Below are 13,430 nucleotides of genomic sequence, written 5' to 3' on the forward strand. Positions count from 1 at the left end.
TTCCGATGAGGGCTCTGGTGCTCGCAGGCGGATCCGGGACCCGCCTGCGACCGTTCAGCTACTCGATGCCCAAGCAGCTCATCCCCATCGCCAACACGCCGGTGCTCGTGCATGTGCTGCGGAGCATCAGGGAGCTGGGGGTGAGCGAGGCCGGCGTCGTCGTCGGCAACCGCGGACCTGAGATCGAAGCCGTGCTCGGCGACGGCTCCCGCTTCGACCTACGGATCACCTACATCCCGCAGGACGCGCCCCTTGGGCTGGCCCACACCGTGTCCATCGCCCGCGACTTCCTCGGCGACGACGACTTCGTGATGTACCTGGGCGACAACATGCTGCCCGACGGCGTCGCGGACATCGCCGGTGAGTTCACCATGCACCGCCCGGACGCCCAGGTCGTCGTGCACCAGGTGGCCGACCCACGCTCCTTCGGTGTCGCCGAACTTGGGCCCGACGGCGAGGTGCTGCGCCTGGTCGAAAAGCCCGCGGAGCCGCGCAGCGACTTGGCGCTGCTCGGCGTGTACTTCTTCACGCCCGCCATTCACCGGGCGGTGGCAGCCATCAAGCCCAGCGCCCGCGGCGAGCTCGAGATCACCGACGCCGTCCAGTGGCTGCTCACCTCGGGCGCGGACGTACGGGCCAGCCGCTACGACGGCTACTGGAAGGACACCGGACGAGCCGAGGACGTCCTGGAGTGCAACAGCCATTTCCTCGGCGGCCTGCGCGGGCGGGTCGACGGCGATGTCGACCCCGGCAGCATCCTGCTCGGCCAGGTCGTCGTCGAGGCTGGCGCGCGCGTCCTGCGGTCCCGGATCGAGGGCCCGACGATCATCGGAGCCGGCACCGTCGTGGAGGACAGCCAGGTGGGCCCGTACACGTCGATAGGGCGGGACTGCCTGGTGTCGGGCAGCCGACTTGAGCGCTCCATCGTCCTGAACCAGGCCACAGTCACCGGCGTGCACAGCCTGCGCGACTCGCTGATCGGGCGTGGCGCCTCCGTCGGCACCACCGGCAGCGGGGCCGGCCACTGCCTTGTCGTAGGAGACCACACCCGAGTGGAGGTTGCGGCATGAACATCCTGGTCACCGGGGCCGCCGGATTCATCGGCTCCAACTTCGTCCGCAGCCTGCTGTCCGGCGCCTATCCTCGCTGGGCCGGTGCCCGGGTCACCGCTCTGGACAAGCTGACCTACGCGGGCAACCGCGACAACCTGCCTGCCGCGCACGAACAGCTCACGTTCGTCCATGGAGACGTCTGCGACCGCGCGTTGCTGCGCGAGATCCTCCCGGGTCACGACGCCGTGGTCCACTTCGCGGCGGAGTCCCACGTCGACCGGTCACTCCAGGGCGCCGGCGAGTTCTTCCGCACGAACGTCCTGGGCACCCAGACCCTGCTGGACGTGGTGCTGGACAGCGGCGTCGCACGAGTCGTCCACGTCTCCACAGACGAGGTGTACGGCTCCATCGAGGAAGGGTCCTGGACAGAGGACTGGCCGCTGGCCCCCAACACCCCCTACGCCGCGTCGAAGGCTGGCTCCGATCTGGTCGCCCGAACGTACTGGCGCACTCACGGCATCGACGTGTCCATCACGCGGTGCTCCAACAACTACGGGCCTTATCAGCACCCGGAGAAGGCCATACCGCGGTTCGTCACGAACCTGCTGCAGGGGCGCCAGGTCCCGTTGTACGGCGACGGGCACCACGTCCGCGAGTGGCTGCACGTGGACGACCACTGCCGCGGCATCGAGCTGGTGCTCGCCCACGGCCGGGCTGGCGAGATCTACAACATTGGCGGCGGCAACGAGTACCCGAACCTGGCCCTGGTCGGCAAGTTGCTCGAACTGACCGGCAACGGACCGGAGATGATCTGCCGGGTCCCGGACCGCAAGGCCCACGACGTGCGCTACTCGATCGACGAGTCCAAGATCCGCGACCAGCTCGGGTACGCGCCGCAGATCGGCTTCGAGGAGGGCCTGGCGGAGACGGTCGCCTGGTACCGGGACAACCCCGGCTGGTGGAAGGCGGTGAGCGATGCGGCCTGACGCCCGCCCGGTGGCCGGGCTTGTGGCGGTCGTCCTGGGCGGCACGGGTTTTCTGGGCGGACACATCGGCACGGCCCTGACCGAGCTCGGCGCTCGAGTTCACCCCGTGTCACGTACCGGAGGGATGGACCTGGTCACGACTCCACCGGAGGAGTTCGCCGCGTTCCTCGGCGCGGTTGGCGCCGAAGTGGTGGTCAACGCGGCAGGCCGGGCCTGGCGGTCGGACGAGGCGGAGATGGCGGCGGGCAACGCCGACTTGGTCGAGCGCCTCACCAGGGCGCTCGCCATGCTGCCCGGGACGGCGGTCCGGCTGGTCCAGCTGGGCAGCGTCCACGAGTACGGGGCAGGCACACCGAACGCCAGCACCACCGAGGACCACGTGCCGGCCCCCGTCGGCGCGTACGGGCGCACCAAGCTGGCCGGCACCCAGGCCGTCCTGCGCGCCGCGTCCGGGCAAGGCATCGACGGCGTGGTGCTCCGACTCGCCAACGTGCTGGGCGCCGGAACGCCGGACCACAGCCTCTTCGGCCGCATGGCGGCCCAGTTGGGCGCGGCCGTCCGGGCCCGCGAGGGTGGCCGGCCACCGGCCGCGCTGCGCACACCGCCACTGCAGGCCGTGCGGGACGTGGTGGACGTACGGGACGCCGTGGCCGCCGTCCTGGCCGCGGCCACGGCACCGGCGGCGGCGGTCAGCGGCCAGGTGATCAATGTGGGCCGAGGCGAGCCGGTCCTGATGCGGGGGCTGATCCATCGGATGGTCGAGCTCAGCGACGTGGCGGTCCAGGTCACCGAAGACCCCGGCGGCCCCGTGGGCCGGGTCGATGTGACGTGGCAGCTGCTGGACATCGCGCGCGCCGAACGGCTGCTCGGCTGGCGGCCACGGCGGTCCCTCGACGACTCCCTGCGCGACCTGCTCGCACCTGTACTGCCTCCGGCGCACCCGCCACCCGGCGGCTCGACCGACGCACTTTGACACGGAAGAGGAAGCCCGTGAGCAACCGCAAGGAACTGGTTCTCGAAGAAGTCCGCAAGTACCATCAGGAGGATTCCCCGGAGCGGGAATTCATACCCGGTACGACCGAAATTTGGCCGTCGGGCGCGGTCCTTGACGAGACCGACAGGACCGCCCTGGTTGAGGCCGCGCTGGAGATGCGCATCGCCGCTGGGCGCAGCTGCCGCCAGTTCGAGTCGGCCTTCGCCCGGCGCCTGGGGCGCCGCAAGGCCCACCTGACGAACTCGGGTTCCTCGGCGAACCTGCTGGCCGTATCGGCCCTGACCTCACATCTGCTGCAGGACCAGCGGCTACGGCCGGGCGACGAGGTGATCACCGTGGCCGCGGGTTTTCCCACCACCGTCAATCCCATCCTGCAGAACGGTCTCGTCCCGGTCTTCGTGGACGTGGACCTCACCACCTGCAACGCGACGGCCGACCGGGTTGCAGCCGCGATCGGTCCGCGTACGCGGGCCATCGTCATCGCACACGCGCTGGGCAATCCATTCCCCGTCACCGAGATCTCCCAGCTCGCCGAGGAACACGACCTGTTCCTGATCGAGGACAACTGCGACGCGGTGGGCTCGCTGTACGACGGGAAGCTCACCGGCTCCTTCGGCGATCTCAGCACCGTCAGTTTCTATCCGGCGCACCACCTCACCATGGGGGAGGGCGGTTGCGTGCTCACCTCGAACCTCGCCCTAGCCCGGATCGTGGAGTCACTGCGGGACTGGGGCCGGGACTGCTGGTGCGAGCCGGGCGAGAACGACAAGTGCCTCAAGCGCTTCACGTACCAGATGGGCACCCTGCCGACCGGGTATGACCACAAGTACATTTTCTCGCACGTCGGTTACAACCTGAAGGCGACCGACATCCAGGCCGCTCTCGGGCTGACCCAGCTAGCCAGGCTCGACAACTTCATCGACGCCAGGAAGCGCAACTGGCGACGGCTGCGCGAGGGCCTGGACGGCGTGCCGGGCCTGCTGCTACCCGAAGCCACCCCCCGCTCCGAACCGAGCTGGTTCGGATTCGTGCTCACGGTGGACCCGCGGGCGCCGTTCACCCGCGCCGACCTCGTGGCCTTCCTGGAAGACCGGAAGATCGGCACCCGCCGCCTTTTCGCCGGCAACCTGACGCGGCACCCGGCCTACCTCGGCCAGCCGCACCGCGTGGTGGGCGAGCTGACGAACAGCGACATCATCACCGAGCACACCTTCTGGACCGGGGTCTATCCGGGGCTCACCGACGAGATGCTCGACTACGTCATCTCCTCGATCAAGGAGTTCGTGGCCGCCAGCGGAGCGGCACACCTCAACGGGGCGGTCCGCTGATGGCCCTCGTGACCCCGGCCCCCCTGCTCCGCGAGCGTACCGACGCACGGCAGCCGTCCCGTCTCGCGCGGTCCGCGGCCGCCGGGCAGGGTGTCCAGCTGCGCACCGACGAATTCGCTGGCTGGCTGGCCGAGCGCGGCCGGGCTTCGGACTTCCGCGTAGAGCGCATACCGTTCGACCAGCTCGACGGCTGGTCGTTCGACGAGCGCACCGGCAATCTCGGTCATCGCAGCGGCCGCTTCTTCACCGTGGAGGGCCTGCATGTGACGGAGGAGGACGACCCGTACGGAGACAGCCCCTACGCGGACTGGCAGCAGCCGATCATCAAACAGCCCGAAGTGGGCATCCTGGGCATCCTGGTCAAGGAGTTCGACGGGATCCCGCACTTCCTGATGCAGGCGAAGATGGAGCCGGGGAACCCGAACCTGCTGCAGCTCTCGCCCACGGTCCAGGCCACCCGCAGCAACTACACGAAGGCCCACCGCGGAGCGGACGTGAAGTACATCGAGTACTTCACCGACCCGCGTCGCGGCCGGGTCGTCGCCGATGTGCTGCAGTCGGAACACGGCTCGTGGTTCTACCGCAAGTCCAACCGCAACATGATCGTGGAAGCGACTGGCGACGTGCCGCTCCTCGACGAGTTCTGCTGGCTCACCCTCGGGCAGATCAATGAATTGCTGCACCGGGACAACCTCGTCAACATGGACGCACGCACCGTGCTGTCCTGTCTTCCGTACCCGGACACCGGGGCGGGCGCGCTGCTCAGCGACATCGAGTTGCTGTCCTGGTTCACTGGGGAGCGTGCCCGGCACGATGTGCGGGCCGTCACCGTTCCGCTCGCCGGCGTGCCCCTGTGGGAGCGCGGCAAGGACGCCATCGAGCGCCCGGACGGCCGCTACTTCAGGGTGATCGCGGTGTCCGTACGCGCGGGCAACCGCGAGGTCTCCGGGTGGACTCAGCCGCTCTTCGAGCCGGTCAGCGGAGGTGTCACCGCATTCCTCACCCGCGAGTTCGGCGGCGTAACCCACGTGTTGGTCCATGCCCGGGTCGAGGGCGGCTTCCTCGACACCGTCGAGCTGGGTCCCACCGTGCAGTACACCCCGGCCAACTACGCCCATCGCGCGCCCCGCGACCGGCCACTCTTCCTGGACACGGTGCTGGGTGCGCGCGGCGACCGCATCCGCTACGAGGCCGTCCACTCGGAAGAGGGCGGGCGCTTCCACAACGCCGAGAGCCGCTGCCTGATCGTGGCGGCGGACGAGGCGCAGGCACCCCAGGTACCACCGCCCGGCTACGCCTGGGTGACTCCGGCGCAGCTCACCTCTCTGGTCCGCCACGGTCATTACGTCAACGTTCAGGGGCGCACCCTGCTGGCGTGCCTGAACGCGATGACGGTGACCGCCCGATGAACGAGCCGGTACGCATCGGGGTGCTGGGCTGCGCGGACATCGCGGTGCGCCGGATGCTTCCCGGCTTCGCGGCCGCAGCGGACACCGAGGTCGTGGCCGTCGCCAGCCGCTCCCGGCAGAAGGCACAGAGCGTCGCACAGTCCTTCCGGGCCCGCGCGGTCCACGGCTACGCCGAACTGCTGGGCATGGGGGACGTGGACGCCGTCTATGTGCCCCTGCCCGCCGCGCTGCACGACCGCTGGGCCGAGGCCGCTCTCGCAGCAGGCAAGCACGTGCTCGCGGAGAAGCCGCTGGCGGAGAGCGCGAAGCGGGCCGAGTACCTCTTCGCCCTCGCCCGGGACCGCGGGCTGGCGCTGATGGAGAACGTGATGTTCGTCCACCATCCGCGGCACGAGGCGGTGCGGGGCTTGGTGGCGGACGGTGCCATCGGCGAACTGAGGTCCTTCCACGCGGCCTTCACGGTCCCGGCCCTGCCGGACACGGACATTCGCTACCGGCCCGAACTGGGTGGCGGGGCGCTGGCTGACGTCGGCATCTATCCGCTGCGCGCGGCGCTGCACTTCCTCGGCCCGGGGCTCGAGGTCGTCGGCGCCCATCTTGTGCGCGGCCCCGGCCGTGCGGTGGAGACCGCGGGCGCCGCCTTGCTGCGCACCCGCGAGCGGCTCACGGCACACCTCACCTTCGGCATGGACAACGCCTACGTCTCCCGGTACGAGCTGTGGGGCAGCGCGGGCCGCATCACGGTGGACCGCGCGTTCACCGCGCCTGCCGATTTCGTGCCGGTGCTCGAACTCCACCGGAACGGCTGCCGGGAGGAGATCAGGCAGGACCCGCACGACCAAGTGGCCGCCACCATCAAGGCGTTCGTCGCCTCGGTACGGGCCGGCGCCTCCCCAAGGAATGCGGTTGTCCGTCAGGCAGGTCTGCTGGACGAGGTGCGTGAGCGATGCGCGTGACCACCGCCCGGCCGCAGCGGTCGGCACTCTGGCTGCTTGACGCGCCCGAGACGGCGGGCCGACACGGCCAACTCGCCCTGCACGAGCTGGATGAGGCCGAGCGCGAGAGGGCGGACGCCTTCCGCAGGCCCGCTGACCGGGACCGGTATGTGGCGGCCCACATCGCGCTGCGGCGGCTGCTCGCGGCGTACTCGGGAGACGCACCGCGGGATCTCCGCTTCGCGCGGGCGGACTGCCCCCGCTGCGGGGCCGCACACGGGAGGCCGGTGCTGGCCGGGCGAGGGCCGCATTTCTCGCTGTCGCACTGCCGCGGCGCCGTCCTGATCGGTGTGGCCGCGGCACCGGTCGGCGTCGACGTGGAGCCGCTTCCCCGGTCCGAGCGGGTCGACGTGTGCGCGGCGGCGCTGCACCCGCGTGAACGGCGCGAGCTCCAGGGACATCCGCCTGAGCAACGCCCGGCCGTGTTCGCCCGGCTCTGGGCTCGTAAGGAGGCCTATCTGAAAGGGACCGGCGTCGGGGTCGGCGGCTGGACCTCGGAGGTGTACCTCGGCGACGCGGGGCCGCATGCTCCGGCTCGCCCCGCGGGCTGGACCGTCGTGGACGTGCCGCTCGGCGGCGGCCGTGCCGCCGCGGCCGCGATCCGGAGCCATTCCGGGCGGCCGGTCCTGCGCCGGCTGCCCGGTGGGGCGGTGCTCGTCGGCGGAGGAGTTGGGGAGGCACCGGACCAGGCATGACGAACGGGAGAGCTGCGATGACCCAGTCCACGACGTTTCACCTCCAGACGGCGGATGTGACGCTGTCAGCGCTGCGTGCCGGGCCGGCTGCGGGTGAGCCACGCGGCGTGCTCGTCGCCCTGCACGGCGGAGGTATGCGGGCGGGGTATTTCGACGGAGGAGCCACGCCGTCCGGGTCGCTGCTCTCGCTGGCGGCGCAGGGCGGCTGGGCGGCCCTGGCCCTGGACCGGCCCGGGTACGGCGCCTCCGCGGCCGCTCTGCCGGACGGAGCCACCCTCGGGGAACAGGCCCGGCTCATCCTGGCCGCGCTGCGCGGCTATGCCGCCGAGTACCCGGTCGGGCAGGGCTTCTTCCTGGTCGGCCACTCCCTGGGCGCCAAGGTGGCGCTGGCCTGTGCCGCACGGCACGCCGGGGAGGAGGGGGCGGGGTCCGTGCCGGTCCTCGGCATGGACATCAACGGCATCACCCACCGCTTGGCCGTCGCGCCGAGTGCCGCGAACCTTTCCCAGTGCCGCAGGTCGCTGTTGCGCAACTGGGGGCCACGAGGGCTCTATCCGCCAGGGAGTTTCCGTGCCGCGCAGGCGCTCGCAGGGCCACCCCCCGCGCGGGAGGTGGCGGAGGCGGCGGGCTGGCCGGACGCGTACCGGGCGCTCGCGCCGCGGGTGCGGACACCGGTGCGGCTGACGCTGGCCGAGTACGAGCGATGGTGGGTCTGCGACGCGGACGCCGTCGAGGCCTTCGCCGGTCAGCTGGTCGCGGCGCCCGTGGTCTGCGTCGCTCGGCAGCGGGCGGCCGGCCACAACATCAGCCTCTCCGGAGCCGCGCACCATCACCATTTCCAGGTACTCGCGTTCGCCGAGGAGTGCCGTCTGGCGTCGCTTAGCGGCGGGACGGCGGCCTGACGCACGGTTCCCGAGGACTCAGGAAGGGCCGAGACGGAATCCGACCCCGCGTACGGTCGTGATCCATCCATGAGCGCCGAGTTTGCTGCGCAGGCTGCTGATGTGGGTGTCTATGGTGCGGCCGGGCTTCGCTCGGGGCTCGCGCCACACCTGCGTCATGATCTGCCGGCGTGAGAACACCATGCCCGGCCGTGAGGCGAGAAGCGAGAGCAGGTCGAATTCCTTCCGGGTGACGTCCACCGGACAGCCGTCGATGAGGATTTCCCGGGCATGGTGATCGATACGCAGGGAACCGGCCGCCACGATGCCCTCGGGCGTCGGCGGCTGCAGCCGCACCCGGCGCATCACGGCGTCGATCCGGGCGGTCAACTCGGTCAGACTGCATGGCTTGACGACGTAATCGTCAGCTCCGGCGCGCAGGGTGAGTACCCGGTCGAGTTCCGTGTCGCGGTCGGTGACCACGATGAGGGCGACATCGGAGCCCGCCCGAATGCTGCGGCAGAGCTCCACGCCGTCCAGGTCCGGCAGATCGAGGTCGACGAGCAGCAGGTCGGCCGCGTAGTGCTCCTTGAGCGCCTGGGCGCCGGTGCGGACCTGGTCCGTCACGTACCCGTGCCGGCGCAGTCCCGGGATGAGTCCGCCGGACATCTGGGACCTGTCCCCCACGGCCAGGACGCGCACTGGCCTGGTGCCAGTCCGCTCCTGTGCCCGGTCGCAGGTGCCCGGCCGCATGGCGGATCGGTGTGCAGCGCGGTCCGGAACGGGTTTCGCCAGCTGGTGGTTCATGTCGGAACTGCCCCCTGTGATCCATGAGTGCGACGTGCCCGCAAACTCGCCCGACCTCGAGTCCACCGTAGCGAACAGAATGCTGATCGATTTCCTCGACAGCGAACGACCAGGAAGCTAGCATCGCCTCCGGGAGTCGTCAACTATGATGGACGCTGACTGGCTTATGGGCCACGTCGGCGCACGAGGGCGCGTGGATCGCGAATGAGAAGGTGGTGCGTAGTGGCATCTCTAGCCGAGAAGATCGACAAGCTGTTCAAGACCGTCCAACCACACGGCCGGGAGTACACCTACGAGGAAGTGGCTCGGGGGTGTAGCGAACTCACGGAGAAGACTTTTTCCAAGACGTACGTGTGGCAGCTGCGGACCGGGCAGCGCGACAACCCCACCAAGCGGCACCTGGAAGCCCTGGCGGCGTTCTTCCGTGTGTCGGTGGGCTACTTCTTCGACGACGCGACGGCCGACCGCATTGACTCGCAGTTGGCGCTCGTGGCCGCCATGCGGAATGCCGACGTGCGTGATATCGCGTTGCGCGCCAATGCGCTGGACGGGGAAGGGCGGCGCTCGGTGGTGCGCATCATCGAAGAGGTCGGACGGCTGCAGGGTGCGAATCTGTCCAGATGAAAGTGGGCGAACCCGCCCAGACGAAGTAGTCCCGGACAGGGTGCGAAATGAGATCCGCCCATTTGCTTACTTTGAATACACGACTGCTTCCTGCGCTGTTAACCGCGTCACAGAGTACCCCGGCAGTGCACCCGTATGAAGCGCAAGGAATATGCGAATCAGACGACCTGTAAGTGACCTCTCGCGGGCTATACGCTCATGCCGAAAAATCCTCGCCGACCTGAACCCTCCTCGCCACTGCGATATCCACGAGTTGTGTCGCCATGTGGCGGCACATCGAGGCAGGGAGGTGCATGTCATTCCGATGGCCCTGGACGCATCCGATCCCAGCGGTCTGTGGCTTGGGCTTGGTGACGCTGACTACATAGTTCATGAGGAGTGGACGAGTCAGCGCCATCAAGAGCACATCATCGCTCATGAGCTCGGCCACATGATCTGTGGTCATCGCAGCGCGCCTCAGGAAGGGCATCTCCCCATCCTTTTCCCGGATCTGGATCCCGCCCTCGTGAAGGATCTGCTACTTCGCCAGGACTACAGCGACGCGCAGGAACGAGATGCGGAAATTATGGCCTTTCTCCTCGAGGAGAGCATGGGAATCCACGACGATACGTCGCTGCCTGCCCCTTCGTCGCTGGATCCGGTGGTCCGTAGGATTCAGCAGTCCCTGGCCAGGACGGACGGCCTTTCATGACTAATATTCGCTACCCGATCGCTGCCGCTATTTGCTGGCTCGCTTTCGCGATCACCCTGAAGTCGATGCTTCGGGGGAAACCCCCGCGATACGACCCCGCATCGATCGCTCTGACCGCCTCGTTCGGCTGCCAGGGGGTCTACCTCCTGCTCTCCACTCCGAGAGCGTGGGCCGGATCCCTCTTCGGGGAAGTGACCTGGTACAACGTTTCGGTTCAAATGTGGATGATCGCCACGATCGGCTGCCAGCAGGTGCTGCTCGCGTACTGGTTGCAAGGGCGTAAGGCACGCTACCGAATTTGGTGGCGGCTGCTTCCACTGTGCGGGGCGATCGTCGCCATGGCCGTGCTTTTTGCCCTTGCGTCACGGAACGGACAGCCGCGTAACACGTTCGCCGAGCCGGCTGAGCAGCAGCTCTTCGTCGCGTATCAAGCGGTGTATCTGACAACTTACAGTCTCGGCAAGATCGCCATTGCGCAAACCTCCTGGCGGTTTCACTCACGGGCCAGCGATCCGTGGGTCCAACGCGGTCTCCAACTGGCGACCATCGGCGCCCTTGTCGACCTGATCTACGCTGCAGGAAGAATCGCTGACGTATTCCTCACGCAATACGGCTGGGCCGCGGCGCGCTGGTCGTACATCTCCCGCACGAGTCTGACCGTGGGGATCGCCCTCAACGTCATCGGGTGGACCGCTCCGGTCTGGGGATCATGGCTGTCCTCCCTGGTGGCCAAGGCGCGTGACTACCGGCGATACCGCCAACTCCGTCCACTGTGGCGCACGCTGACGGCGGCCCGGCCGGAGGTCGTGCTCGTCCCGCCGCCCCGCTACGCACCGGCCGTCCTCGGCAATCTCCGCTTCCACCTGCATCGCCGCGTGGTCGAGATCCGGGATGGCTGCCTGGCCCTCACCCGCGCCGACCAGAAGGCACAGCAAGAGCCCCGGGACACGGGTGTATCCGCACAGGACGCTGCTGCCCTGATCTACACGGCGCTAGAAGCCGGACCCTGCCAAGAGATCTGCCCGACCAGGCCGCCGCTGCCGGGACTGATACTGAACGGCCCGGGGGACACCGACGAGATCGAATGGCTCGTCGAGGTCTCCCAGGCCTTCACCCGCCTTCAGGACGACCCTGCGACGATGGGCATCCGCGAATAGCCCTCGCAGAAGAAGTACGACTGCTCAACCAACGAACGGGACGGGCGGCACGCCTTGTGCCACGCCGTGGATCACGAACAAGTGGCCGCCCTGCGGTTCGGTGGCGTCGTCCGTGCCGCTCGCGCTGGTGACGTACAGATCGGTCAGGCCGGAGCCGCCGAACGCACACGCGGTCGTCAGGGGCGTCGGCAGGGCGATCTCCCGGTCCAGCCGGCCGCTAGGCGTATAGCGCCGCACGGCGCCACCGCGGAAGAGGGCCACCCAAATTCCGCCGTCAGCATCGGTACACAGCCCGTCGGGGACGCCATCGGTGTCCGTGACAGGCGCCAGGGTCCTGCGCGAGTGAGCGTGCCCAGCCGCCACGTCGTAGTCGAAGACATCGATGCGCTTGGTGCGGGTGTCGACGTGATACATCGTGCGACCGTCCGGTGCCCAGGCGATTCCGTTGCTCAGCCGCAGATCGCTCGCCGCCGGATACCGCTGCCCCTCGGGGGTGATGCGCGCCAGCCACCCCGGGTGCGATTCGCCGGCGATGGTTCCCACCCACAGTTGGCCCGCCGGGTCGACACCCGCGTCGTTGCCCCGCACCCCTTGCTCCGCCCAACGGGTCAGCCACCGCAGCTCGTCTGGCCGCTCGCGCCCGGAAACGGCCACTCCGTCCCGCAGGCTGAGCACCAGTCCACCCCGTGCACGGGGCTTGGCCACGGCAACCGGCTCCGGCAGGCGCAGGACCACCTCGTCGTGCCCTTCGTCCGGGCGGAAGCGGTGCACCTGCTGACGGTTGATGTCCACCCACAGCAGGCTGTTGTTCGCTTCGTCCCAGGTCGGTCCCTCACCGAAGCGCGCTGCCGCGCCGTGGGCCACCTCGACAGTTCGGGTCCGCCGCATCACGCCCTACCTTCTTGAGTGCGTCCCGCGAGTTCGCGACTCCGGGACAGTGCGGGTGGGGCAGGGGTGGCTTGCATCATGGCTGCCCTCAATGGCTCAGGTGGCTGATCCCCCTGCTTCGCCACTTCTTCCGAACTGCTGATCGGGCTCTGCTGACCATCGCTGTGTAGGGCGACGACAGGCGAAAGCAGCAGCACCGAGGTCCGCACACAGGGGGGAACCTCATGCCCACTTCCGCCGGATTCGACATCGCCAAGGACTTCCCCTGGATGGCCGTTCTGAATGACCGTGGACAGCCTACCCTGGGCCACCGGGTAGATAACGATCCCGCCTCCATGGACGCCGCGGCTGATGAGCTGCTCGTCGTCCCCGACCGATACGGCGACGTCATTGTTGGCCTGGACGTCATGGGCGGCATCGCTGACATGCTCACAGCCATGCCGTTGAGCCGAGGCCTGTGCTGCGTTCACATGTCCGGCCTGACGGAGAACCGCGCCCGCCACCGCACCCGGGGAAGAGGGAACAAGTTCGATGCCCGGGACGCCCGTGTCATCACCGAACAGGTCGTGTGCGGCGCGGACGTGTGGCCGGTCCCGCTCTCCCGCGAGGACGATGCGCCGTCGCGCCTCCTGGTCGACCACCGCGTCGCGCTGGTCGAGGAGATCACCGCGCATACCAACCGGCTGCACGACCTGCTGGCCGACCTGGAAGCCGAGATCGGGCAGCTGGTCGACGCCCGATGCTCGCGCCGGGCCAAAGGCGCAGACCGCGAACTGCGCGATGTCTTCAACCCGTCGGCGTTCTGAGCCATCCAGCGCGCGCCCGTCTCCTGCGGCTCCTACGACCGCGAGCGAGCCGAAGGAAAGCGCCCTCAACAAGCCCCGATCGCTCGGGCCCGCCACCGAGTCAACGTGCTCTACGCG

At 68.9% G+C, this 13,430-nt stretch carries 14 protein-coding genes; 12 read left to right on the plus strand and 2 right to left on the minus strand.

The annotated features are described in order from the left end of the window. The first annotated feature begins 5 nt into the window (after positions 1 to 5). The 8 genes from AB0C59_RS23755 to AB0C59_RS23790 are packed head-to-tail and all read left to right on the plus strand — an operon-like array spanning position 6 to position 8,361. Positions 6 to 1,070, plus strand: coding sequence for a glucose-1-phosphate thymidylyltransferase (locus AB0C59_RS23755; RefSeq protein ID WP_363007720.1), 1,065 nt, complete (start codon positions 6 to 8; stop codon positions 1,068 to 1,070). Beyond that, a complete protein-coding gene (gene rfbB, locus AB0C59_RS23760) occupies positions 1,067 to 2,038 on the plus strand; it encodes a dTDP-glucose 4,6-dehydratase (RefSeq protein WP_363007722.1) in 972 nt (323 codons plus the stop codon). Before AB0C59_RS23755 ends, rfbB begins: the two co-directional genes overlap by 4 nt. Continuing rightward, positions 2,028 to 3,011, plus strand: a complete 984-nt coding sequence (locus AB0C59_RS23765; protein WP_363007724.1) for an NAD(P)-dependent oxidoreductase — start codon at positions 2,028 to 2,030, stop codon at positions 3,009 to 3,011. The genes rfbB and AB0C59_RS23765 overlap by 11 nt, the downstream gene beginning before the upstream one ends. Positions 3,012 to 3,028: 17 nt before the next feature. Beyond that, positions 3,029 to 4,360 carry a lipopolysaccharide biosynthesis protein RfbH gene (gene rfbH / locus AB0C59_RS23770; RefSeq protein ID WP_363007726.1) on the plus strand — a complete coding sequence of 444 codons (1,332 nt, stop codon included), beginning with the start codon at positions 3,029 to 3,031 and terminating at the stop codon, positions 4,358 to 4,360. Then, a complete protein-coding gene (locus AB0C59_RS23775) occupies positions 4,360 to 5,769 on the plus strand; it encodes an NDP-hexose 2,3-dehydratase family protein (RefSeq protein ID WP_363007728.1) in 1,410 nt (469 codons plus the stop codon). The genes rfbH and AB0C59_RS23775 overlap by 1 nt, the downstream gene beginning before the upstream one ends. After that, positions 5,736 to 6,725, plus strand: a complete 990-nt coding sequence (locus AB0C59_RS23780; RefSeq protein WP_363007730.1) for a Gfo/Idh/MocA family oxidoreductase — start codon at positions 5,736 to 5,738, stop codon at positions 6,723 to 6,725. Before AB0C59_RS23775 ends, AB0C59_RS23780 begins: the two co-directional genes overlap by 34 nt. After that, complete coding sequence (locus AB0C59_RS23785; protein ID WP_363007732.1) at positions 6,716 to 7,459, plus strand: 4'-phosphopantetheinyl transferase superfamily protein; 744 nt, start codon at positions 6,716 to 6,718, stop codon at positions 7,457 to 7,459. Before AB0C59_RS23780 ends, AB0C59_RS23785 begins: the two co-directional genes overlap by 10 nt. Before the next feature lie 17 nt (positions 7,460 to 7,476). Beyond that, complete coding sequence (locus AB0C59_RS23790) at positions 7,477 to 8,361, plus strand: alpha/beta fold hydrolase (protein ID WP_363007734.1); 885 nt, start codon at positions 7,477 to 7,479, stop codon at positions 8,359 to 8,361. A gap of 18 nt (positions 8,362 to 8,379) precedes the next feature. Here the strand turns inward: AB0C59_RS23790 and AB0C59_RS23795 are convergent, their stop codons facing one another. After that, the gene (locus tag AB0C59_RS23795) at positions 8,380 to 9,093 is read right to left on the minus strand and encodes a response regulator transcription factor (RefSeq protein WP_363007736.1); all 714 of its coding nucleotides are present in this window, start codon (positions 9,091 to 9,093) and stop codon (positions 8,380 to 8,382) included. Positions 9,094 to 9,369: 276 nt separating this feature from the next. Here AB0C59_RS23795 and AB0C59_RS23800 point away from each other — a divergent pair, with 276 nt between their 5' ends. The 3 genes from AB0C59_RS23800 (at position 9,370) to AB0C59_RS23810 (ending at position 11,619) form a co-directional block, all read left to right on the plus strand. Continuing rightward, positions 9,370 to 9,771, plus strand: coding sequence for an XRE family transcriptional regulator (locus AB0C59_RS23800; RefSeq protein WP_363007738.1), 402 nt, complete (start codon positions 9,370 to 9,372; stop codon positions 9,769 to 9,771). A 304-nt stretch (positions 9,772 to 10,075) separates the two neighbouring features. Beyond that, positions 10,076 to 10,462, plus strand: a complete 387-nt coding sequence (locus AB0C59_RS23805; protein ID WP_363007740.1) for a toxin — start codon at positions 10,076 to 10,078, stop codon at positions 10,460 to 10,462. Next, the gene (locus tag AB0C59_RS23810; protein WP_363007742.1) at positions 10,459 to 11,619 is read left to right on the plus strand and encodes an MAB_1171c family putative transporter; all 1,161 of its coding nucleotides are present in this window, start codon (positions 10,459 to 10,461) and stop codon (positions 11,617 to 11,619) included. Before AB0C59_RS23805 ends, AB0C59_RS23810 begins: the two co-directional genes overlap by 4 nt. Positions 11,620 to 11,643: 24 nt before the next feature. Here the strand turns inward: AB0C59_RS23810 and AB0C59_RS23815 are convergent, their stop codons facing one another. Continuing rightward, entirely contained in the window at positions 11,644 to 12,507 is an 864-nt protein-coding gene (locus AB0C59_RS23815) for an SMP-30/gluconolactonase/LRE family protein (protein WP_363007842.1), read from the minus strand. A 224-nt stretch (positions 12,508 to 12,731) separates the two neighbouring features. Between AB0C59_RS23815 and AB0C59_RS23820 the strand changes: the two genes are divergently transcribed. After that, entirely contained in the window at positions 12,732 to 13,313 is a 582-nt protein-coding gene (locus tag AB0C59_RS23820) for a transposase (protein WP_363007744.1), read from the plus strand. Positions 13,314 to 13,430: the final 117 nt, after the last annotated feature.

The organism is Streptomyces sp. NPDC048664, from assembly GCF_040650555.1.
Lineage (GTDB): Bacteria > Actinomycetota > Actinomycetes > Streptomycetales > Streptomycetaceae > Streptomyces.